20 protein-coding genes and 1 riboswitch are annotated in these 19,882 nt (G+C 67.4%); of the genes, 16 read left to right on the top strand and 4 right to left on the bottom strand.

Going from position 1 to position 19,882, the window contains the following annotated elements; translation table 11 throughout:
- Window positions 1-18 precede the first annotated feature (18 nt).
- Together cbiB and cobD are read left to right on the top strand one after the other, a co-directional pair.
- A complete protein-coding gene (gene cbiB, locus JQ621_RS06555; RefSeq protein ID WP_312015388.1) occupies window positions 19-960 on the top strand; it encodes an adenosylcobinamide-phosphate synthase CbiB in 942 nt (313 codons plus the stop codon).
- An 11-nt stretch (window positions 961-971) separates the two neighbouring features.
- The gene (gene cobD / locus JQ621_RS06550) at window positions 972-1,937 is read left to right on the top strand and encodes a threonine-phosphate decarboxylase CobD (protein ID WP_212233560.1); all 966 of its coding nucleotides are present in this window, start codon (window positions 972-974) and stop codon (window positions 1,935-1,937) included.
- Here the strand turns inward: cobD and JQ621_RS06545 are convergent.
- Complete coding sequence (locus tag JQ621_RS06545) at window positions 1,926-3,374, bottom strand: cobyric acid synthase (protein WP_212233559.1); 1,449 nt, start codon at window positions 3,372-3,374, stop codon at window positions 1,926-1,928. The two genes, cobD and JQ621_RS06545, sit on opposite strands and share 12 nt — an antisense overlap.
- Before the next feature lie 5 nt (window positions 3,375-3,379).
- Complete coding sequence (gene cobO, locus JQ621_RS06540; protein ID WP_212233558.1) at window positions 3,380-4,024, bottom strand: cob(I)yrinic acid a,c-diamide adenosyltransferase; 645 nt, start codon at window positions 4,022-4,024, stop codon at window positions 3,380-3,382.
- Between the two features lie 40 nt (window positions 4,025-4,064).
- Window positions 4,065-4,284, top strand: a riboswitch (cobalamin riboswitch).
- Window positions 4,285-4,380: 96 nt separating this feature from the next.
- On the opposite strand from cobO, the gene JQ621_RS06535 reads away from it, so the two are divergent.
- Genes JQ621_RS06535 through cobJ form a run of 7 tightly spaced genes read left to right on the top strand, consistent with a single transcriptional unit; the run spans window position 4,381 to window position 12,276 of the window.
- Window positions 4,381-4,755, top strand: coding sequence for a DUF1636 family protein (locus tag JQ621_RS06535; protein WP_212233557.1), 375 nt, complete (start codon window positions 4,381-4,383; stop codon window positions 4,753-4,755).
- Window positions 4,752-5,786 (top strand): cobalamin biosynthesis protein CobW, encoded by a 1,035-nt coding sequence (cobW, locus tag JQ621_RS06530; RefSeq protein WP_212233556.1) that lies wholly within the window; start codon window positions 4,752-4,754, stop codon window positions 5,784-5,786. Before JQ621_RS06535 ends, cobW begins: the two co-directional genes overlap by 4 nt.
- Window positions 5,786-9,034, top strand: a complete 3,249-nt coding sequence (gene cobN / locus JQ621_RS06525) for a cobaltochelatase subunit CobN (protein WP_212233555.1) — start codon at window positions 5,786-5,788, stop codon at window positions 9,032-9,034. The genes cobW and cobN overlap by 1 nt, the downstream gene beginning before the upstream one ends.
- Entirely contained in the window at window positions 9,031-10,182 is a 1,152-nt protein-coding gene (gene cobG / locus JQ621_RS06520) for a precorrin-3B synthase (RefSeq protein WP_212233554.1), read from the top strand. Before cobN ends, cobG begins: the two co-directional genes overlap by 4 nt.
- Complete coding sequence (locus tag JQ621_RS06515) at window positions 10,182-10,811, top strand: precorrin-8X methylmutase (RefSeq protein ID WP_212233553.1); 630 nt, start codon at window positions 10,182-10,184, stop codon at window positions 10,809-10,811. Before cobG ends, JQ621_RS06515 begins: the two co-directional genes overlap by 1 nt.
- 2 nt (window positions 10,812-10,813) lie before the next feature.
- On the top strand, window positions 10,814-11,545 hold the full coding sequence (locus tag JQ621_RS06510) for a precorrin-2 C(20)-methyltransferase (protein WP_212233552.1): 732 nt from the start codon (window positions 10,814-10,816) through the stop codon (window positions 11,543-11,545).
- Window positions 11,542-12,276, top strand: a complete 735-nt coding sequence (cobJ, locus tag JQ621_RS06505; RefSeq protein ID WP_212233551.1) for a precorrin-3B C(17)-methyltransferase — start codon at window positions 11,542-11,544, stop codon at window positions 12,274-12,276. The genes JQ621_RS06510 and cobJ overlap by 4 nt, the downstream gene beginning before the upstream one ends.
- Here the strand turns inward: cobJ and JQ621_RS06500 are convergent.
- Complete coding sequence (locus JQ621_RS06500) at window positions 12,252-12,995, bottom strand: cobalt-precorrin-6A reductase (protein ID WP_212233550.1); 744 nt, start codon at window positions 12,993-12,995, stop codon at window positions 12,252-12,254. The two genes, cobJ and JQ621_RS06500, sit on opposite strands and share 25 nt — an antisense overlap.
- A 1-nt stretch (window position 12,996) precedes the next feature.
- Here JQ621_RS06500 and cbiE point away from each other — a divergent pair, with 1 nt between their 5' ends.
- From cbiE to cobT, 7 genes are read left to right on the top strand one after another with little or no spacing between them, the layout of a single operon-like run.
- Window positions 12,997-14,178: a precorrin-6y C5,15-methyltransferase (decarboxylating) subunit CbiE gene (cbiE, locus tag JQ621_RS06495; protein WP_212233549.1), complete on the top strand. Its 1,182-nt coding sequence runs from the start codon at window positions 12,997-12,999 to the stop codon at window positions 14,176-14,178.
- Window positions 14,175-14,543 carry a cobalamin biosynthesis protein gene (locus JQ621_RS06490; protein WP_212233548.1) on the top strand — a complete coding sequence of 123 codons (369 nt, stop codon included), beginning with the start codon at window positions 14,175-14,177 and terminating at the stop codon, window positions 14,541-14,543. The genes cbiE and JQ621_RS06490 overlap by 4 nt, the downstream gene beginning before the upstream one ends.
- Window positions 14,540-15,322: a precorrin-4 C(11)-methyltransferase gene (gene cobM / locus JQ621_RS06485; protein WP_212233547.1), complete on the top strand. Its 783-nt coding sequence runs from the start codon at window positions 14,540-14,542 to the stop codon at window positions 15,320-15,322. Before JQ621_RS06490 ends, cobM begins: the two co-directional genes overlap by 4 nt.
- Entirely contained in the window at window positions 15,322-16,632 is a 1,311-nt protein-coding gene (locus tag JQ621_RS06480; RefSeq protein ID WP_212233546.1) for a cobyrinate a,c-diamide synthase, read from the top strand. The genes cobM and JQ621_RS06480 overlap by 1 nt, the downstream gene beginning before the upstream one ends.
- On the top strand, window positions 16,629-17,360 hold the full coding sequence (gene cobA, locus JQ621_RS06475; protein ID WP_212233545.1) for a uroporphyrinogen-III C-methyltransferase: 732 nt from the start codon (window positions 16,629-16,631) through the stop codon (window positions 17,358-17,360). The genes JQ621_RS06480 and cobA overlap by 4 nt, the downstream gene beginning before the upstream one ends.
- Window positions 17,357-18,106 carry a precorrin-6A synthase (deacetylating) gene (cobF, locus tag JQ621_RS06470; protein WP_212233544.1) on the top strand — a complete coding sequence of 250 codons (750 nt, stop codon included), beginning with the start codon at window positions 17,357-17,359 and terminating at the stop codon, window positions 18,104-18,106. The genes cobA and cobF overlap by 4 nt, the downstream gene beginning before the upstream one ends.
- A gap of 10 nt (window positions 18,107-18,116) precedes the next feature.
- Entirely contained in the window at window positions 18,117-19,175 is a 1,059-nt protein-coding gene (cobT, locus tag JQ621_RS06465; protein ID WP_212233543.1) for a nicotinate-nucleotide--dimethylbenzimidazole phosphoribosyltransferase, read from the top strand.
- A gap of 83 nt (window positions 19,176-19,258) precedes the next feature.
- Here cobT and JQ621_RS06460 read toward each other — a convergent pair whose 3' ends face one another.
- Window positions 19,259-19,831 (bottom strand): histidine phosphatase family protein, encoded by a 573-nt coding sequence (locus tag JQ621_RS06460; RefSeq protein ID WP_212233542.1) that lies wholly within the window; start codon window positions 19,829-19,831, stop codon window positions 19,259-19,261.
- Window positions 19,832-19,882 lie beyond the last annotated feature (51 nt).

The following is a 19,882-nucleotide window of genomic DNA, read 5'->3' as shown; positions in this document are numbered from 1 at the left end:
GCGGGACGGGAGGCGGGTGTGGGCTTTGCGGGTGCGATGGCGGTGGCGATGGCGGTGGATGCCCTCACGGGCTGGCCAGCGCCGCTGTTCGCCCGGATCGGCCATCCCGTGACCTGGCTCGGCCGGCTGATTGCCGCCATCGACGCCGGCTGGAGCAGGACGTCTGACCCGCCGGCCTTTCGGCGCGCGGCCGGTGCTGCCGGCGCGCTTCTGGTGATCCTGCTTTCAGTCGTTTGCGGCTGGTTGCTGCAATCCATGCTTCCCTCGGGTTGGATCCGGATCGCGCTGGTCGGCATTTTTGCCTGGCCGCTGGTCGCACTGCGTTCGCTGCACGACCATGTTGCCGCCGTCGCCGATCCCCTGCTGGGCGGCGACATTGCAGCCGCACGCGAAGCAGTTTCGCGCATTGTCGGCCGCGATCCCGCCGCACTCGATGAAGCCGGGATCGCGCGCGCCGCGATCGAGAGCCTCGCGGAGAATGCGTCGGACGGTATCGTGGCGCCGATATTCTGGGGGGCGCTGCTCGGCTTGCCCGGCATCCTCGGCTACAAGGCGATCAACACGCTGGATTCCATGATCGGCCATCGCAGCGAACGGCACGAAGCCTTCGGTTGGGCGGCGGCCCGCATCGACGATGTCGCCAATTTCATCCCGGCCCGCCTGACCGGCTTCCTGTTCGTGCTGCTCGCGCCGCGGCGATCCGAAGCGCTGTCGTGCATGACGCGCGATGCGCGCCGTCATCGTTCGCCCAATGCGGGCTGGCCGGAAGCGGCGATGGCCGGCGCGCTCGGCGTGCGGCTCAGCGGTCCCCGCATCTATCACGGCAGCGTCACGAAGGAGCCGTGGCTGAACGAAGGCGCGCGCGATCCGCTTCCCGCCGACATCGCCAATGGACTGACGATCTACCGCCGCGCCATGCTGCTGCTCGCAGGCCTGCTTGCGATCCTCGCCTTCGCGTGAAAGAACGGGGCATGCGCGAGCACGGTGGAAATCTCGATCTGGCCCAGCGGCGTTTTGGCGGACGCGCGGAGGACTGGATCGATCTGTCGACCGGGATCAACCGGCTGCCTTATCCCGTGGGCGACATCGCCGCGCATCATTGGCAGGCGTTGCCGTCGCGCTCCGAGATCGAGGCTCTGCATCAAGCGGCCCGACATGCCTATGGCACGTCTGCGCCGATCGTTGCGATGGGCGGTGCTCAGGCCGCCATTCAACTGCTGCCGCAGCTCGCGCCGCGCGGCCGGGCGCGCATCCTCGCGCCGACCTATAATGAATATGCGCCCGTTCTGTCGGCCGCGGGATGGGAGGTCGAGGAGGTGAGGGACCTCGTCGCGCTGGCTGGTGCTGATCTCGCCATCGTCGTCAATCCCAACAATCCTGACGGCCGCCGTTACTCGCCGAAGGAGCTGCTCGCGCTGCTGCCGCGCGTCGGCCAGCTCGTCATCGACGAGAGTTTTACCGACGCCGTTCCCGAACTCTCGCTCGCGGCGGAAGCAGGACAGAAGGGGCTGCTGATCCTGCGCTCCTTCGGAAAGTTTTATGGCCTGGCCGGCCTGCGGCTTGGCTTCGCAATCGGCAACGCGGCCGACATCGGCAAGCTGGCGGCAGCATCAGGTCCATGGCCGGTGTCGGGCGCGGCGATTGCGGTCGGCTGCCGCGCCTTGCGCGATGATGCCTGGGCCAGGGCGACGTCCGCGCGGCTTGCGCGGGACTGTGTTCGTCTCGACGAGATGGTGCAGCCGCAAGGCTGGCGCCTCGTCGGCGGCGCGCCGCTGTTTCGTCTTTACGAGATGCCTGACGCGCTTGCCGCGCAGGAGAAGCTGGCCCGCGCCCGGATCTGGTCCCGAATCTTCGCTCAAAGTCCGGCATGGCTGCGTCTCGGCATTCCGGGCGCCGAGGTCGAATGGTCGCGCCTTGCCGAGGTTCTAGCGCGCTAGCGCGAGCAGGCCTTCGACGTCGAGATGCTTTTCGATGTGATCGGCGAGGGCGTCGAGCGCGCTCTCGACTCTCGCGTGATATGGCTCATTGCCCGCGGGAATATCGAGTTTTGCAAGGAATGCCTTGCGAAACTCATCCGACGTGAACAGGCCGTGCAGATAGCTGCCCTGCACACGGCCATCGCTGGAGATCGCGCCTTCCGGCTCGCCGTTCAGCCTGGCGAATGGGCGGGAGCGATCCGGCCCGTCAGTGCGGCCGATATGGATTTCGTAGGCTTGGATCGGTTGATCCGTCGCTGCGTGCACGGCCGCAACACGCGTGAGCGTCTTCTGCGGGCTCATCACCGTCTGGACATCCAGCAGCCCGAGGCCCGGCGTATCGCCCGCCGGTCCTTCGATTCCCTCCGGGTCGGAGACGCTGCGTCCCAGCATCTGATAGCCACCGCAGAGGCCGAGCACATGGCCACCGCGACGATAATGCGCGAGCAGGTCGATGTCCCAGCCCTGCGCGCGCAGGAAAGCGAGATCGCCGCGCGTGGACTTCGAGCCGGGGATAATGACCAGCCTGACGTCGCCGGGGATCGCTTCGCCGGGACGCACCATCACGAGATCGACTGAAGGCTCGAGCTTCAGCGGATCGAGATCGTCGAAATTGGCAATCCGCGACAGTGCGAGGCACGCAATCTTGGTCTGGCCAGGCTTGCGCGCATCGTTCAGGCCCAGCGCGTCCTCGGCCGGGAGTTCGCCGGCCCGCGGGAACCATGGCAGCACGCCAAAGCCGCGCCACGCGGTCTTTTGCTCGATCAGCCTGTAGCCGTCGTCGAACAGCGTGGGATCGCCGCGGAACTTGTTGATGACAAAACCCAGGATCATCGCGGCATCGTCGGGGTCGATCACCGTCTTGATGCCGACGAGCTGGGCGATGACACCGCCGCGATCGATATCGCCGACCAGCACCACGGGGACATCGGCCTTGCGGGCAAAGCCCATATTGGCGATGTCGGCCTTGCGCAGATTCACTTCGGCCGGGCTGCCGGCGCCCTCGACCAGCACCAGATCAGAACGTGCCTTCAGCCGCTCAAAACTCTCCAGCACCGCGCTCATCAAAGAAGGCTTCATCGCGGCATAGTCGCGCGCCCGTAGCGTCGCGACGCGTTTGCCCTGCACGATGATCTGCGCGCCGACATCCGTCTCCGGCTTGAGCAGCACCGGGTTCATGTCGGTGTGCGGCTCGACGCCGGCGGCGAGCGCCTGCAGCGCCTGGGCGCGGCCGATCTCGCCGCCGTCGATGGTCACGGCGGCGTTGTTCGACATGTTTTGCGGCTTGAACGGCAGCACGCGCTGACCGCGGCGCGTGAAGGCGCGCGCAAGGCCGGCGACGATGAGCGATTTGCCCACGTCCGAGCCGGCTCCCTGGATCATCAATGCGCGCGCCATCGCATTCAGAACTCGACGCCGGCCTGCGCCTTGATGCCGGAGCGGAACGGATGCTTCACCAGCGTCATCTCGGTGACGAGATCGGCGATCTCGATCAGCTCGTCCTTGGCGTTGCGCCCGGTGAGCACGACATGCGTCATCGGCGGCTTCGAGGTCTTCAGGAAGTCGACGACCTCGGCGATGTCGAGATAGTCGTAGCGCAGCGCGATGTTGATCTCGTCGAGCACGACCATGCGCAGGTTCGCATCCGATATCAGCTCCTTCGCCTTCTCCCAGCCGGCGCGCGCCGCCGCGATGTCGCGGGCGCGATCTTGCGTCTCCCAGGTGAAGCCCTCGCCCATGGCGTGGAACTGACAGAGCTCGCCGAAATGGCCGGTGAGGAGGCGCCGCTCGCCGGTGTCCCACGCGCCCTTGATGAACTGCACGACTGCGCAAGGCAAGCCATGGGCGACGCAGCGCACGATCATGCCGAAGGCCGAGGACGACTTGCCCTTGCCGGCGCCGGTGTGGACGATGATGAGGCCCTTTTCGCCGCTCTTGGTGGCCATGATCTTGTCGCGTGCGACCTTGATCTTCGCCATTTTCGCGGCGTGCTTTGCGTCAGTTTTGGCATCGGTTTCGGCCGTTTGGGTATCCGGTTCAGGAGGCATCGGATGAGGTCCTTCGGCTTGACAAGAGGCGGCCGGGGGCAAATGGTGGCCCGGCACTGGTGCCTGTCCTATGACAGGCGAAGAGGGAATGCGATAGGGTCCGAATCGGCAAGATTTGGGTCCAAAATGCAGCCGCCCCCGCGACCGTGACCGGAGAGATGCCCAAAGCCACTGATCCCCCAGGGGATCGGGAAGGCGGGGATCGAAGGGCAAAGCCCTGCTCCGCAAGCCGGGAGACCTGCCAGCGCGGACGATTTTTGGACCGGCGGACGGGGTGTTCCGCGACGGGGAAACGGGCCTTCGCAGGAATGGTCCGTGAGCCTGTTCGCCTCCCGCCGATACTTCTGGAAGAGGCGATGACCGTCACACTGCATGTCTGCATCACCTGCCGCGCCGGCCAGACGCCGGGCGAGGGCGAGGTTACGCCCGGCAAGCGCCTGCATGGCGCGATCCTCGAGGCCGGCGTGCCCGACGGCGTCACCGTGGTTCCGGTCGAATGCCTCTCTGCATGCAGTCAGGGCTGCTCGGTCGCGCTCAGCGCGCCTGGCCGCTGGTCCTATGTTTATGGTCGCCTCTCGGATGCCAATGCGCAGGACGTGGTCGCGGGAGCCGCCGCCTATGCCGCTGCGCCCGACGGCCTCGTGCCCTGGCGCAGCCGGCCGGAAATCTTCCGCAAGCAATCGCTTGCGCGCATTCCCCCCATTGCCGTGTTGCCGGAGGCCGCCGAATGAACTCGCTCGCAAAAGTCCCGGTCACGGTGGTTACCGGTTTTCTCGGCTCCGGCAAGACGACGCTGATCAAGCATCTGCTCGCCAATCCCAACGGCAAGAGGCTTGCGGTGCTCGTCAACGAGTTTGGCAGCGAAGGTGTCGACGGCAAGATCCTGAAGTCCTGCGCCGACGAGAACTGTCCCGAAGAGAACATCGTCGAACTCGCCAATGGCTGCATTTGCTGCACCGTTGCCGACGATTTCATTCCGACCATGGAGAAGCTGCTCGCCCGTCCGGTCAAGCCCGATCACATCCTGATCGAGACCTCCGGCCTGGCGCTGCCGAAGCCATTGCTCAAGGCGTTCGATTGGCCCGAGATCCGCTCGCGCATCACGGTCGATGGCGTGATCGCGCTTGCCGATGCCGAGGCTGTCGCGGCCGGACGCTTCGCGCCGGACCCTGCTGCCGTCGACGCGCAGCGCGCGGCCGACGAAAATCTCGATCACGAGACGCCGTTATCGGAAGTCTTCGAGGACCAGATCGCCTGCGCGGACATCGTGCTGCTGACCAAGGCCGATCTCGCCGGCGCTGCGGGCATTGAGGCCGCCAAGGCCGTGATTACCGCGGAGATGCCGCGCCGCGTGCCGATGCTGCCGGTCACGGATGGCGCGATCGATCCGCGCCTCATTCTCGGTCTCGGCGCGGCTGCGGAGAACGATCTGGCCGCGCGTCCCTCGCATCACGATGGCGAAGAGGATCACGAGCATGATGATTTCGCCTCCGTCGTGATTGATCTCCCTGAAGTCAACGACGTCGCCGCACTGGTGGCGTCGGTGCAGCGTCTGTCGCGCGAACAGAATGTTCTGCGCGTCAAGGGCTATGTCGCGGTGGCGGGCAAGCCGATGCGGCTGTTGCTGCAGGCGGTCGGTGAGCGCGTGCGCCACCAGTTCGACAAGCCCTGGGGCGCGGGCGACAGGCAGTCCAGGCTCGTCGTGATCGGCGAGCACGGCGATATCAATGAGACCGCGATAAGAGCGGGATTGGGAGTCTGATGCACGTCGTCTTCCGCGAGAGCCGCGGTCTGGAGGAGACCGCGACGCCAAGGGACATCGGCCAGGACCCGGCCGATCTCGTGGTGCTCTCGTATTCGGATTCGGATCTTGCCGCATTTGCCGCGGGCTGGCGGCGCGGACAGGGCAGCCTGCCATCGCTGCGGCTCGCCAATCTCGCGGAATTGCGTCATCCGCTGTCGGTCGACACCTATGTCGAGCGCACGCTGTCGCAGGCGCGCGGCATTCTGCTGCGACTGATCGGAGGCGAGTCCTATTGGCCCTATGGCCTCGCGGCGGTCCAACAGCTCGCCAAGGATCGTGGCATCGTGCTGGCCGTGCTGCCGGCCGATGGTCGTGACGATGCGCAGCTGGATGCATATTCCACCTTGCCGGTCTCGACGTTGCGCCGGCTGAAAGTTCTCTGCGACACCGGCGGGCCGGTTGCGGCGCAAGCGGCAATCGCGCAGCTTGCGCTGGCCTCTGGCCTCTATGCAGGGCCTGTTGTTGGCGAGATGACCGTGCCCGAAATGGGCGTTTACGACCCCGCACGCGGCGTGATCGCGGCGCCGATGCTGCGCGAGGGGAAGCCGCTTGCGCTGGTGACGTTCTATCGCTCCTATCTCACGGCTGCGGACACCGGCCCGGTTGATGCGTTGATCGCGGCGCTGCGCGCGAAGGGTTTCGACGCCTGTGGCATGTTCGTCACGTCGCTCAAGGCCCCAGGCGTCGCGGATTGGCTGCGCACGCATCTTGCACAAAATCCTCCGGCGGCGATCGTCAATGCGACGGCATTCTCGGCCGCGGGCGATGACGGCACGACGCCGTTCGATGTTGCATCATGTCCCGTCTTCCAGGTCGCGCTCTCTTCGGCGCGCCGTGAGGACTGGGCCGAATCGCTGCGGGGCCTGTCGCCCGCCGATCTGGCGATGCATGTGGTGCTGCCCGAGGTCGACGGCCGCCTGTTCGCGGGCGTGGTGAGTTTCAAATCGGCTGCTGAAAGAGATCCCGATCTGCAAATTTCACATCTGGCGCACAGGCCGGATGCGGAGCGCGTCACGGCTGTCGCCGCGCGCGTTGCGGCCTGGCACCGTCTTGCGGAAAAGCCGACCGCCGAGAAGCGGCTGGCCATCGTGCTCTCGAACTATCCCGGCCGTCCGCATCAGATCGCGCATGCGGTTGGCCTTGACGCGCTGGCTTCGGTCGAAGCGTTTGCGTCCGATCTCGCCGAGGCCGGCTTCGATGTTGCGCCAGTCAAAGCGCTCGGCGAGACGCTGCTCAAGCGGCATCTGACCTGGAGCGTCGCCGATTATCGCGCGGTGCTCGCGCGCCTGCCGCAGATCCTGCAGGACGATCTGGCGCAGGCCTGGGGGATGCCGGAGAGTGATCCGAGCTGCCGCGATGGCGCCTTCCACTTCGCCGCGCTTGCCTGCGGCCAGTCGCTCATCGCGGTCCAACCGGAGCGTGGCGATGCGGCCGCGCGCGAGGGCGACTATCACGATCTCGCCCGCACGCCGCGTCACGCTTATGTGGCGTTCCATCTCTGGCTTCGCGAGCAGGGGATCGATGCCGTCGTGCACATGGGCGCGCATGGCACGCTGGAATGGTTGCCGGGCAAATCCGTGGCGCTGTCGTCCGGCTGCTGGCCGGAAGCGCTGATCGGCGATCTGCCGGTCATCTATCCCTTCATCGTCAACGATCCCGGCGAGGCCGCGCAGGCCAAGCGGCGAATTGGCGCCGTGACCATCGGCCACCTGCCGCCGCCGCTCGAACAATCCGCAGTGCCGGAAGGGTTGCGCCGGCTCGAACGCCTGCTCGACGAATATTCGACCGCAGACGGTCTCGACCCCGCCCGTCGTCAACGCCTGATCGCCGCGATCCGCGACGAGGCGCGCGCAGCGGGCCTTGAAGAGGATCTCGGCCTCGATTCCGCGGCCGCGCCGGCCGAAGCGATTCCTCGCATTGACCGCTTCGTCTGTGATCTCAAGGAGAGCCAGTTCGGCGACGGCCTGCATGTGTTCGGCCGCGGCGCCTGCGGCGATGCCGAGCGGGATGCGCTCCGTGCTGCTCTCGCGGGAAGGCGCGTTGCACCGGGCCCGTCCGGCTCGCCCTATCGCGGACGCCAGGACGTGCTGCCGACGGGCCGCAATCTCTTCGCCGTCGATCCCCGCGCGGTGCCGACGCCGTCGGCGCATGCGCAGGGAATTAAACTCGCCGAAGAGCTGCTGCGCCGCCATTTGCAGGATCATGGCGACTGGCCGAAAGGCCTCGTGGTCGATCTCTGGGGCTCGGCAACGATGCGCACCGCCGGCGAAGAGTTCGCGATGGCGCTCCATCTCGCCGGCCTTGCGCCGCGCTGGGATCACGGCTCCGGCCGCGTCACCGGCTACGACATCATCGCGCCGGCCGAGCTCGGACGTCCCCGCATCGACGTGACGCTGCGGGTGTCGGGTCTGTTCCGCGATGTCTTCGCCGGCCTTGCGCAAATGTTCGAAGCCGCCGCGGAGGCGCTCTCAGCGCGCGAGGCGGAGGGCGACGACAATCCCTACCGCCACCGCGCCTCGCGCGTGTTCGCCCCGCGCCCCGGACAATACGGCGTGGGACTGTCGGCGATCCCCGATGCCTTCACTCCAGAGACGCGCGATGCAGCCGGCGAGGCCTGGCTGTCCGCATCGTCCTGGGCGTTTTCCGCCGGCGGCGACATCAGGCCCGATCGCTCGGGCATCGAGCAGCGGCTCGCCTCCGCCGACGCCTTCGTTCACACCCAGGATCTGCCGGAGACCGATCTGCTGCTCGCCGCCGACTACGCGGCGCATGAAGCGGGCATTGCCGCAGCTGCTGCGCATCTGGGTGCCGCCGTGCCGTCGCTCTACCACCTCGACACGACGCGGCCCGACGCGCCGCATGCGCGCACGCTGACCGAGGAAATCTCCCGTGTCGTCCGCGCCCGTGCCTCGAATCCGGGCTGGATCGCCGGCATGATGCGCCACGGGTTTCGCGGCGCCGCGGAGATCTCAGCGACGCTCGAGCATATGGCCGCCTTCGCGCATCTTGCCGGCGCCGTGCCGCCGCATCTCTTCGATCTCTATTACGATGCGACGCTCGGTGATGCCGACGTCCGCGCGTTCATGGCGCGCGAAAATCCGGCGGCGCTTGCTGCGATGGAGACCTGCTTCACACGCCTGCACGACGCCTCGCTCTGGCGGACGCGCCGCAATTCGATCGCGGCCGCGTTGAAGGAGGCGTCATGAGCGCGGCGTCAGTCAAGGGCTGGTGTCCCGGCGCGCTCAGGCCGATGCAATCGGGCGACGGACTCGTGGTCCGCGTGCGTCCGTTCGGCGGCCGGCTCGATGCAGGGCAGGCCGCGGGCCTTGCGCATCTCGCCGAGCGTCATGGCAACGGTCTGATCGACGTGACCAGCCGCGCCAACCTCCAGATCAGGGGCGTCAGCGAGGCCAGCCACCGGCCGTTGCTCGATGGTCTTGCGCAGCTGAACTTGCTCGACCCCGATACCGACATCGAATCCCGGCGCAACATTCTGGTCACCCCGTTCTGGCGCGATGGCGACGAGACCCAGGCGCTTGCCGCCGAGCTCGAAGAGGCGCTGGCGGACTCTAAGCTCGAGCTCCCGACAAAATTCGGTTTCTCCGTCGATGACGGCAAGTCGCGCGTGCTCGCGGGCAGTTCCGCCGATGTGCGGATCGAACGCGATGCCGCCGGCGGTTTTGTGGTGCGCGCGGATGGCGCCAGGCTCGGCCGCAGCGTCGCGCGCGGAGAGGCGGTGAACACCGCGCTCGCGTTTGCAAGCTGGTTCGTCGCGTCCGGCGGGCAAGGGCGCATGGCAACGCATCTGGCGGCTGGCGCCAAATTGTCAGAGGCCTTGGCCGGCGAGGCCGAGCCGGCCCCCATCATGGCGGCAGCGCGACCCGGCCTTTATCCGCAAGGCGCCCTGGTCGGCGTCGCTTTCGGGCAGATGCCACATACGACGCTCAATCAGCTCGCCGATTGCGGGCATGCGCTACGCATGACGCCGTGGCGGATGGTTCTGAGCGAAGGCAAGCGGACGATGCCGGCTGCGTCCGGCCTGATCACGCAGGCCCATGATCCGGCGCTGCGCGTCATCGCCTGCAGCGGCGCGCCGCGTTGCCGGGAGGCCCATGCCGACACGCGCGGGCTGGCGGCAGCGCTTGCGCCGAACATCGGCGGGGCCGAGCGGCTGCACGTCTCCGGCTGCGCCAAGGGCTGCGCCCATTCCGGCGCGGCCGCAATCACGCTGGTTGCGACCGCTGGCGGCTTCGATCTCGTGCGCGGCGGCTCGACGCGCGACGAGCCCATCCTGCGCGGGCTCGACCGCGACGATATCGTTCGCGATCCCTCCATCCTGATGGGAGGGCACTGATGCCGCATCATTACGAAACCGATGGTGCGGCGATCTACCGGCAATCCTTTGCGACCATCCGGGCCGAGGCTGATCTGGCGCGCTTCACTGCGGATGAGGAACAGGTGGTGGTGCGGATGATCCACGCTGCCGGCATGGTCGGCCTGGAAGCGCATATCCGCTTCACGCCAGACATGGCGACCACCGCGCGCGCGGCCCTGCGGAACGGCGCGCCGATCCTGTGCGACGCGCGCATGGTGTCGGAGGGAATTACGCGCGCCAGGCTGCCTGCGGCCAACGCGGTGATCTGCACGCTCGGTGACGAGACCGTTCCGGCGCTGGCACAGTCCATGCGCAACACGCGCTCGGCCGCCGCGCTGGAACTGTGGCGGCCGTATCTCGATGGCGCCATCGTCGCGATCGGCAATGCGCCGACCGCGCTGTTCCATTTGCTCAACATGCTGGAGGACCGCGACTGCCCGCGCCCCGCGGCGATCATCGGCTGCCCCGTCGGCTTCGTCGGTGCGGCCGAATCCAAGGCCGCGCTGATGGCCGATCCGCCCGTGCCGGCCTTGACGGTCGAGGGCCGCCTTGGCGGCTCCGCGATCACGGTTGCCGCCGTGAACGCGCTGGCGAGCCGGAGCGAATAGCCATGGGACGCATCATCTGTTGCGGTCTCGGCCCCGGTAACCCTGACATGATGAGCGTGCGCGCAGACCGCACCGTGCGTGGCGCGAGCCACGTCGCCTATTTCCGCAAGAAAGGCCGGCCCGGCCAGGCACGGCGCATCGTCGAAGGCATGCTTTCTGTCGACGTGACCGAATATCCCATGGAATATCCTGTCACGACCGAGATCGCGTTCGACAGCGCGGAGTACGTCGAGCTGCTGGCCGGCTTCTACGACGAATGGGCCGAGCGCCTGGCGCGGCTGGCGCGCGCGGTCGACGTCGTCGTGCTGTGCGAAGGCGATCCTTATTTTTACGGCTCTTTCATGCACCTGCACACGCGCCTGCAAGGTCGTGTCGAGATCGAGGTGATCGCCGGCATTCCCGGCATGGTCGGCTGCTGGAACGGCGTGGGCCAGCCGATCGCGCTAGGCGACGACGTGACGACGGTGCTGATGGGCACGCTTCCCGAGGCCGAACTTGAACGCCGTATGCGCGATTCCGATGCGCTTGTGATCATGAAGACCGGGCGCAATCTCGCAAAAGTGCGACGCGCGCTCGCATCTGCCGATCGGCTGGATGATGCCTGGCTGGTCGAACGCGGCACCATGCCGGGCGAGCGCGTGGTGCGGCTCGCCGGGATCGACGCCACCGAGTGCCCGTACTTCGCGATCGTGCTGGTGCACGGCAAGGGCCGGTCTTCGGACGCCGCCGAATGACGGGCACGCTGACCATCGCGGGTCTAGGCCCGGGCAGTGATGCTCTGGTGACGCCGGAGGTCTCCGCCGCGCTTGCTGCCGCAACCGATATTCTGGGATACACACCCTATGTCGCGCGCGTGCCCCCGCGTGCCGGTCTCACGCTGCATCCGTCGGATAACCGCGAGGAGTTGCAGCGTGCCAGCGAGGCGCTACGACTCGCTGCGGAAGGCCGGCAGGTCGTCGTGGTCTCCTCCGGCGATCCCGGTGTCTTCGCGATGGCATCGGCGGTCTTCGAGGCACTGGAACAGGCGCCGCAATATCGGGACCTGCCGATCCGCGTGCTGCCAGGCATCACCGCGATGCTGGCAGCAGCCGCATGCGCGGGCGCGCCACTCGGCCATGATTTCTGCGCGATCAATCTTTCGGACAATTTGAAGCCGTGGGCGGTCATCGAGAAGCGGCTGCGGCTCGCCGCGGAAGCCGACTTTTCGATTGCGATGTATAATCCGCGTTCGACGAGCCGGCCGGAAGGGTTTGGCCGCGCGCTTGCGGTGCTGAAGGAGGCGGGCTGCGGTGACCGTCTGGTGATCTTCGCGCGCGCGGTCAGCTCGAGTTACGAAAAGATCGAGACCGTCACGCTGAACGAGGCGACACCCGAGATGGCCGACATGCGCACGCTCGTCATCGTCGGCAATTCGCAGACGCGCCGCGTCGGCCGCTGGGTCTATGCGCCGAGGCAGGTCCGATGACCGAGCCACTGCATCACTTCAGCGACGCTCTCCACGCGTTGGCGCTCAGGCAAGTTCGGGCGCGAGATCATGATCACGGGCAGGCCGAGCCTGCGGGCCGCATCGATCTTGGCGCGCGCGCCATCGCCGCCGGAATTGCGGGCAACAATCCACGCGATGCCACGCCTGCGCATCATCTCGAGCTCACCGTCAAGTGTGTATGGCCCGCGCGACACGATCACTTCGGCGACGAAGGGCAGAGGAGAGTCCGGCGGGTCGACGAACCGCAACGTATAGGCGTGCTGTGGTCGCGTCGCGAACGGCGCGATGTGCTGGCGACCGATGGCGAGGAACACGCGTGCGGGCGCTTGGGGAAGCGCGGCGACGGCAGCGCCGACGTCACCGACGTCGATCCAGATATCGCCGGGCGCCCGGGCCCAGGGCGCGCGTTCCAGCGCGATCAGCGGCGTTCCGGTTGTCGCGCACGCTTCAATGGCATTGCGGCTCATCTCGGCAGCAAAGGGATGCGTCGCATCGATCACATGCGTGATGCCTTCGCGCCTGATGTAATCGGCAAGCCCATCGACGCCACCGAAGCCGCCGATGCGGGTCGGCAGCGGCTGATCGGCAGGGGTCCGCGTGCGTCCGCCATAGGAATAGACCGCATCAAGACCAGCGCGTGCGATTTCCGCGGCGAGCGAGCTCGCATCGGCAATTCCGCCCAGAATAAGGGCGCGCATCTTGGCTGATCCCTGGCTGACCATCATCGGTATCGGAGAAGATGGCCTTGCCGGGCTGTCCGAAGCAAGTCGAAAGGCGCTTGCCGGCGCGGAAACCGTGTTCGGCGGTGAGCGTCATCTTGCGTTGGCAGATGTAGGAAGCCGCGGCCGCGCATGGCCGGTGCCATTCGATGCAGACGTCGTGCTGAGCTGCCGCGGCCGGCCGACGGTGGTGCTCGCGTCCGGCGATCCGTTCTGGCACGGCGCCGGCGCAGGCCTCGCCGAAAAACTCGGTGCGGACGAGTGGATCGCGTATTCGGCGGCGTCAACGTTTTCGCTTGCCGCCGCGCGGCTGGGCTGGCGCCTCGAGTCCGCCATCTGCCTCGGGCTTCACGCCGCGCCGTTCGAGCGCCTCGTGCCGCATCTCCTGCGGGGCGCGCGGATCATCTGTCTCGTGCGTGACGGCAAGGCCGCCGGCGATCTGGCAAAATGGTTGAGCGCGCGTGGATGGGGCGCCTCGGCATTCTGGACGCTCGCCGCGCTCGGCGGGCCTCGTGAAAGCGTTTCGGAGCATCGTGCCGACGGCTTTGCCGGCGGTCTCGCCGAAAACCTGGTCGCGGTGGCGCTGGAGGCGCGGGGAACACGGGGCATCCCGCGCAGCTCGGGCCTTTCGGATGATCTGTTCGTCCATGACGGTCAGATCACAAAGCGGCCGGTGCGCGCGCTTGCGATCTCGGCGCTGGCACCGCGTCCCGGCGAGCTTCTGTGGGACGTCGGCGCAGGCTCCGGCTCGATCTCGGTCGAGTGGGCGCTGTGCGGCGGCACGACCACGGCAATCGAAGCGCGCGAGGATCGCGCCGAAAATATCCGCAACAACGCCCGCGCGTTCGGACTGGCGCATCGAATCACCGTGGTGGCAGGGCACGCGCCCGAAGCGCTCGCCGCGCTGGACGCACCTGATGCCGTCTTCATCGGCGGTGGTCTTGATCGCGCGATGTTCGATGCCATCTGGTCCCGACTGGTGCCGGGGACACGGCTCGTCGCGCATTCCGTGACACTGGAGACGGAAGCGCTGCTTGGCGAACTTCATCAGCGGCATGGCGGCGAGCTGATGCGGGTCGAGATCGCACATGCGGCTCCTCTGGGCCGTTATCGCTCGTGGGAGGCGGCGCGGCCGGTGGTGCAGTGGAGTGCGGTCCGATGAAGGTCGCCGGGCTCGGATTCAGAAAAGATGTGACGCTGGCCTCGCTGCGCGAGGCGCTCGTGGCGGCCGGGGGCCCTGATGGCCTTGCGGCGGTGGCAACCGTCAGCGACAAGGCTGATGCGGAGGCATTGAGGCTGCTCGCCCGCGAATGCGGTGTGCCGATCAAGGCCGTTCCCGCCGATGTGCTTGCGACGATCGACACACCGACGCAGTCGCAGATCGTTGCGGAAAAATTCGGCACGGGATCGGTCGCGGAGGCGGCGGCGCTGGCTGCGGCCGGTCCTCGTGCGCGGCTCATTGCGACGCGCGCGGTCTCGCGGGATCGCACCGCGACCGCGGCGATCGCCGAAGGAGACGGCCCATGACGGTGCACTTCATCGGCGCCGGGCCGGGCGCCGCCGATCTTTTGACCCTGCGTGGACGCGATCTGATCGCGGCCAGTCCGGTCTGCCTTTATGCCGGCTCGCTGGTGCCGGAGGGCGTGCTGGCGCATTGCCCGGCCGGAGCGCGCATCATCAACACCGCGCCGTTGTCGCTCGACGAGATCATCGCGGAGATCGCCGCCGCCCATGCCGAGGGCAAGGACGTCGCGCGGCTGCATTCCGGCGATCTGTCGATCTGGTCGGCGATGGGCGAGCAGATCAGGCGCCTGCGCATGTCAGGCATTCCCTTCACGGTGACACCAGGCGTGCCGTCATTCTCCGCCGCCGCGGCAGCCCTCGAAGCCGAACTGACGTTGCCGGGCCTCGCGCAATCTGTCGTGCTGACGCGCACGCCGGGTCGCGCCAGCGCAATGCCGGAGGGCGAGAAGCTCGCTGCGTTTGCGGCCACGGGCGCGGTCCTCGCGATCCACCTGTCGATCCATCTGCTCGACAAGGTCGTTGCCGAGCTAACGCCGCATTACGGCGCAAATTGCCCCGTCGCGATCGTCTGGCGCGCCAGCTGGCCGGACCAGCGCATCGTGCGCGCCACGCTGGCGACACTCGACGCCGCCCTGGTTGCCGAGATGGAGCGCACCGCACTGATCCTGGTCGGCAAGACGCTTGGCGCTGCGGATTTTGACGAGAGCCGCCTCTATGCGGCCGACTACGACCGCCGTTATCGCCCGGTCGGCGCCGAGCCTCGCTTTCCGGAGATGCCGTGATGGCGGCGGGCCTCGTCATCTCCGCGCCGGCATCGGGCGTCGGCAAGACCACGCTGACGCTGGCACTTGCGCGTGCCTGGCGCAATCGCGGGCTGAACGTGCAGTGCTTCAAGAGCGGGCCCGACTATATCGATCCGGCCTTCCACGCCGCAGCGACTGGCCGCGCCTCCGTCAATGTCGATAGCTGGGCGATGGATCGCGCCACCATCGCGCATCTCGTCAACCGGAGAAGCGATGCCGATATTGTGCTGGCCGAGGGCTCGATGGGTCTGTTCGATGGCGTCGCTGCCCGCGGCGTCTCCGGGACCGGCGCCACCGCCGACATCGCGGACATGCTTGGCTGGCCGGTGGTCCTCGTGATCGATCCTGCCGGACAGGCGCAGACGGCGGCCGCGATTGCCGCCGGTCTTCGCGACTATCGCGCCGGCGTGCGCCTTGCGGGCGTGGTGCTCAACCGTATCGCCAGCCCGCGCCACGAGGACCTCGTGCGGCGCGCACTGAATGATGCCGGTATCGCCGTGTTCGGCGCGCTGCCGCGACATGCCGAGATCAGCCTGCCGAAGCGGCATCTCGGCCTCGTGCAGGCCGAGGAGCAGGCGGAAATCGGCAAGCTGATCGACGAGGCCGCGCGCTTCGTCAGCGAGCATGTCGATCTCGATGCCGTGTTGCAATCGGCCGCCGCATGGTCGCCGCAGCCCGCCGCCAATGGCCTCAACGTGACGCCGCCCGGCCAGCGCATCGCGCTTGCGCGCGATGCTGCGTTTTCCTTCGTTTATCCGCATATGCTGGAAGCCTGGCGCGCGGCGGGCGCCGAGATCTCGCCTTTCTCGCCCCTCGCCGATGAAACGCCAGATCCGAGCGCCGATGTATGCTGGCTGCCGGGCGGCTATCCCGAGCTTCATGCCGGCAGGATCGCCGCCAACGCGCGTTTCCACGCCGGCCTTCGGGCGTTTGCCGAGACGCGACCCGTGCACGGCGAATGCGGTGGGTATATGGTGCTGGGCTCCGCATTGACCGACGCCGAAGGCGTTCGACATGAGATGACGGGCCTGCTCGGACTGGAGACGAGCTTTGCAAAGCGCCGCATGCATCTCGGCTATCGTCTTGCTGCGCTTGCAGCGCCGATGCCGGGGCATCAGGCCGGTGCGCGCCTGCGCGGCCACGAATTTCACTATTCGACGATCGTCGTCCAACCCGATACGCCGCTGGCGGTCGTGCACGATGCCACGGGCGCGGTCATTGCCGAGACCGGCTCGCGGCGCGGACACGTCACCGGCACGTTCTTCCATCTGATCGCGGAGGACCGGTGAGCGGTTTTGTCGCCTTTGTCTCCGCCGGTCCCGGCGATCCTGAGCTGCTCACGCTCAAGGGGGCTGCACGGCTGCGCGAGGCTGACGTCGTGCTCTATGACGATCTCGCATCGGGCGCGATCCTCGATCTGGCACGGCCCGGCGCCAACCTCGTCGCGGTCGGCAAACGGGCAGGGCGGCCGTCGACGAGGCAGCATCACGTCAACCGCCTGCTGGTCGACTATGCCGCCACGGGTTCGCGCGTCGTGCGGCTGAAGTCGGGCGATGCCGGCATTTTTGGCCGGCTCGAGGAAGAGCTCGAGACGCTGCGCGAGGCCGGGATCGGCTACGAGATCATTCCAGGCGTTACCTCGGCCTGCGTGGCTGCCGCGCAGGCCGGCATTCCCCTGACACGCCGCCATACGTCGCGCCGCGTGCAGTTCGTGACCGGCGCCGATGTCACCGGCGAGCTGCCGCAGGACTTGAACTGGGCGGCGTTGGCTGATCCGGATGCGACGACCGTGGTCTACATGGGCCGGCGCACGTTTCCGGCGCTGGTCGCGAAATTGATCGCGCACGGGCTCTCGCCCGACACCCCTGCGCTGCTGGCCGAATCCCTCGGCCGCTCCGACGAGCGGCTGGTGCGCACCACCATTGCCGAGCTTGCCGAGCAATTCGCGCGCGGCGGCGCGGCCTCCACGGCCGCCGTCATCATGTTCGGCGCGCTGGCGGAGGGAGCATCGTCATGATGACGCTGTTCCTGATCGGCATTGGCTGCGGCGATCCCGGGCAGCTCACGCGCGCCGCGATCGACGCGATCAACGCGGCCGATCTCGTCCTGATCCCGCGCAAGGGCACCGCAAAGACCGATCTCGCCGATCTCAGGCGAACCATCTGCGCCGATGTGCTCACCAACAACAGCACGCACATCGTGGAGTTCGATCTTCCCGTGCGCGATGCGGCACAAGCCGACTATCGCAAGGGCGTCGACGATTGGCACGACGCGGTCGCTGCCGTCTGGTCACGGACGATTGCCGATCATCTCGGCGGGGACGGCAAGGTCGCATTGCTGATCTGGGGCGATCCCTCGCTCTACGATTCCTCGCTGCGCATTGCGCGGCGGCTCGATCCGCTACCTGAAATCGAGGTCGTGCCCGGCATCACCTCGATCCAGGCGCTGTGCGCGGCCCATACGCTGCCGCTCAACGATATCGGCGAGCCGTTTCTGGTGACGACGGGGCGCCGCTTGCGCGAAGGCGGCTGGCCGCAGGGTGTCGACACCGTCGTCGTGATGCTCGACGGCGGCACGGCGTTCCAGTCGCTCGATCCTCATGGGCTTCATATCTGGTGGGGCGCCTATCTTGGCATGGCCGACCAGATCATCCTGGCCGGTGCGCTGGCCGAAATGGGCCCGCGCATCGTTGCCGCGCGACAGGATGCGCGCGAGCGGCACGGCTGGATCATGGACAGTTACATTCTCAAGCGCAGGCCATAAGCGAGGCAGCATGCTCCCCGATTGGATCACTCGAAAGTGCCCCGAGATCTCGGCCGCCCATCGCCAAGCAGCGATCGCGCGGCAGGCGCAATTGACAAAACCGACCGGCGCGCTCGGCCGGCTCGAGCAGCTCGCGATCGAGCTTGCGGGCTTGCAGGCGACCGAACGCCCGCGCGCCGCGCGCGTGCCGATCGTCATCTTTGCTGGCGATCACGGCATCGTCGCGCAGGGCGTGTCGGCCTATCCGCAAGCCGTGACCATTGCGATGTTGGCCAATTTTGCCGCGGGCGGCGCGGCCATCTCGGTGCTGGCGCGCGAGCTTGGATCGAGCCTGGAGGTGGTCGATGCCGGTACGCGGGCCGAGGGGACGATGCCTGACATCGTCACCGACAAGCCGCGCCATGGCAGCCGCGATTTCAGCATTGAGCCCGCGCTCACGCCGGCGGAGCTGGCTTTCGCTTTTGGAGCCGGTCAGCGCGCCGTCGCGCGCGCCGGGGCCAGCCGGCCCGATCTCCTGATCTTCGGCGAGATGGGCATCGGCAACACCACGACCTCGGCGGCGATGGCCGCGAGCCTGCTCGGCATCAGCGCCGATGAGATCGCAGGCAACGGCACCGGCGTCGATGCGGCGGGCCGTGCCCACAAGGTGCGCGTGATCGAGGCTGCAATCGCGCGCCATGGTGTGGCCGGCGCCTCGCCCGAAAAAATTCTGTGCGCCGTCGGCGGCCTCGAGATCGCGGCGATATCAGGTGCGATCATCGCGGCCGCGCAGGCGCGCATTCCCGTGTTGATCGACGGTTTTATCGTCTCGGTCGCAGCGCTTGCGGCGGTGCGTCTCAATCCGTCGTGCCAGCCGTTCCTGCTGCCGTCGCATCAATCGGCGGAGCTGGGGCATCGGCTGGTGCTGCGCGCGCTGAACGTGCAGCCCCTGATCAGCCTCGATCTGCGGCTCGGCGAAGGATCGGGCGCGGCGATCGCGCTGCCGCTCGTGCGATCTGCATGCGCACTCCACAATGACATGGCGACGTTCGCGCAGGCCAATGTTCCGGATCGCCCTAAAGCGCGATGAGATTTGGATGAATCGTCATCGCGCTTTAGATTGTTGTTTGCGCATGATCCGGAAAACCGCTTCGCACTTTTCCGGATCATGCTTTAGCTGATCCGCTGATTGACCGAGACGACGCGCCAGCCCGTCGCGAGCCGGTCGATTCGCGTCAGTGACAGCGGATCGATGACGAAGCGCAAGGCGGCGCGCGGTGTCAGATCCAGCGCGATGCAGAGCGCGGCGCGGATGGTGCCGGAATGGACGATGAGTGTTGCGGGCCCGGGACCGATCCGCGAAAGGCCTTGGCCGACGCGCGCGACCTGGTCTTCAAAGCTTTCGCCGCCGGGCGGCCGTCCTCCTGCGGGATCGCTCCAGAATTGTGCATAGGCCTCGCCACCGCTGCGCGCGAGTTCGTCATGCCGACGGCCGGTCCACGCGCCAAAATCCTGCTCGCCGAATTCGGCCACCAGCGTTGGCTGCAGCCCGAGTGCGCGCGCGGTCTCGATCGTGCGGCGCGCCGGGCTCGCATAGCTCGCTGCATCGCGCGGCAGGCGCTGTCGCAGCGCCTCCAGCCGCGCGCGATCACCGAGATCGGCGGGCGCATCATCCGCATGGATGGTCCCGGCGACGCCGTCGACGGGGGCATGCCGTATCAGCCAGAGGAAGGTCTCGCCTTCCATGCAGGTCTCCCGGGGAAAGTTGGCCACTTTGGCTTGTCGCCGCGTCTGGCA

Origin of the sequence: Bradyrhizobium manausense (assembly GCF_018129685.1) — a bacterium.
GTDB classification, from domain to species: Bacteria; Pseudomonadota; Alphaproteobacteria; order Rhizobiales; family Xanthobacteraceae; genus Bradyrhizobium; species Bradyrhizobium manausense_D.
Note: the sequence above shows the minus strand (reverse complement) of the source record. Positions and strands in the feature narration are given on the sequence as shown.

Bases quoted from the DNA above. Each gene is read 5' to 3' on its own strand.
- cobD (WP_212233560.1), top strand. From the start codon at position 972: ATGCGCGAGCACGGTGGAAATCTCGATCTGGCCCAGCGGCGTTTTGGC.
- JQ621_RS06545 (WP_212233559.1), bottom strand. From the start codon at position 3,374: ATGGCGCGCGCATTGATGATCCAGGGAGCCGGCTCGGACGTGGGCAAA.
- cobO (WP_212233558.1), bottom strand. From the start codon at position 4,024: ATGCCTCCTGAACCGGATACCCAAACGGCCGAAACCGATGCCAAAACT.
- JQ621_RS06535 (WP_212233557.1), top strand. From the start codon at position 4,381: ATGACCGTCACACTGCATGTCTGCATCACCTGCCGCGCCGGCCAGACG.
- cobW (WP_212233556.1), top strand. From the start codon at position 4,752: ATGAACTCGCTCGCAAAAGTCCCGGTCACGGTGGTTACCGGTTTTCTC.
- cobN (WP_212233555.1), top strand. From the start codon at position 5,786: ATGCACGTCGTCTTCCGCGAGAGCCGCGGTCTGGAGGAGACCGCGACG.
- cobG (WP_212233554.1), top strand. From the start codon at position 9,031: ATGAGCGCGGCGTCAGTCAAGGGCTGGTGTCCCGGCGCGCTCAGGCCG.
- JQ621_RS06515 (WP_212233553.1), top strand. From the start codon at position 10,182: ATGCCGCATCATTACGAAACCGATGGTGCGGCGATCTACCGGCAATCC.
- JQ621_RS06510 (WP_212233552.1), top strand. From the start codon at position 10,814: ATGGGACGCATCATCTGTTGCGGTCTCGGCCCCGGTAACCCTGACATG.
- cobJ (WP_212233551.1), top strand. From the start codon at position 11,542: ATGACGGGCACGCTGACCATCGCGGGTCTAGGCCCGGGCAGTGATGCT.
- JQ621_RS06500 (WP_212233550.1), bottom strand. From the start codon at position 12,995: ATGCGCGCCCTTATTCTGGGCGGAATTGCCGATGCGAGCTCGCTCGCC.
- JQ621_RS06490 (WP_212233548.1), top strand. From the start codon at position 14,175: ATGAAGGTCGCCGGGCTCGGATTCAGAAAAGATGTGACGCTGGCCTCG.
- cobM (WP_212233547.1), top strand. From the start codon at position 14,540: ATGACGGTGCACTTCATCGGCGCCGGGCCGGGCGCCGCCGATCTTTTG.
- JQ621_RS06480 (WP_212233546.1), top strand. From the start codon at position 15,322: ATGGCGGCGGGCCTCGTCATCTCCGCGCCGGCATCGGGCGTCGGCAAG.
- cobF (WP_212233544.1), top strand. From the start codon at position 17,357: ATGATGACGCTGTTCCTGATCGGCATTGGCTGCGGCGATCCCGGGCAG.
- cobT (WP_212233543.1), top strand. From the start codon at position 18,117: ATGCTCCCCGATTGGATCACTCGAAAGTGCCCCGAGATCTCGGCCGCC.
- JQ621_RS06460 (WP_212233542.1), bottom strand. From the start codon at position 19,831: ATGGAAGGCGAGACCTTCCTCTGGCTGATACGGCATGCCCCCGTCGAC.